General features: G+C 69.1%; 1 protein-coding gene. It reads right to left on the bottom strand.

Annotation, left to right across the window (positions count from 1 at the left end; genetic code table 11):
• On the bottom strand, positions 1-414 hold a 414-nt coding region (locus C1I97_RS38610), incomplete at its 3' end, for a glutamine synthetase beta-grasp domain-containing protein (RefSeq protein WP_181447131.1).
• Positions 415-554 lie beyond the last annotated feature (140 nt).

Genomic DNA, 554 nt, shown 5'->3' with positions numbered 1-554 from the left:
GTCCTTGAGCAGGAAGAACTCGATCTCGGGGTGGGTGTAGAAGGTGAAGCCGAGGTCGGAGGCGCGGGCGAGGGCCCGCTTCAGCACGTACCTCGGGTCCGCGAAGGACGGGGAGCCGTCCGGCATGAGGATGTCGCAGAACATGCGGGCCGTACCGGGGGCCTCGGCGCGCCAGGGCAGGATCTGGAACGTGGACGGGTCGGGCTTGGCGATCATGTCGGACTCGTAGACCCGGGCGAAGCCCTCGATGGCGGACCCGTCGAAGCCGATGCCCTCGTCGAAGGCCTGCTCCAGCTCGGCGGGGGCCACGGCCACGGACTTGAGGAAGCCGAGCACGTCGGTGAACCACAGGCGTACGAACCGGATGTCGCGCTCCTCCAACGTCCGGAGCACGAACTCCTGCTGCTTGTCCATCTTCCGCTTCCCATCCTTGCCGGTCGGACCGCCCGCGTCCGCGCGCCGCGGAAGGCGGTCGGGCACCTGTGCAGCATCCCACCACAGCGATGTTTCGCGCACGTTGCGGACCCCTCTCGCCCCGCAGCCCGCCCTGCCAC

Origin of the sequence: Streptomyces sp. NTH33 (assembly GCF_003236365.1) — a bacterium.
GTDB lineage: Bacteria > Actinomycetota > Actinomycetes > Streptomycetales > Streptomycetaceae > Streptomyces.
This window is presented reverse-complemented; position numbering and strand designations above follow the sequence as displayed.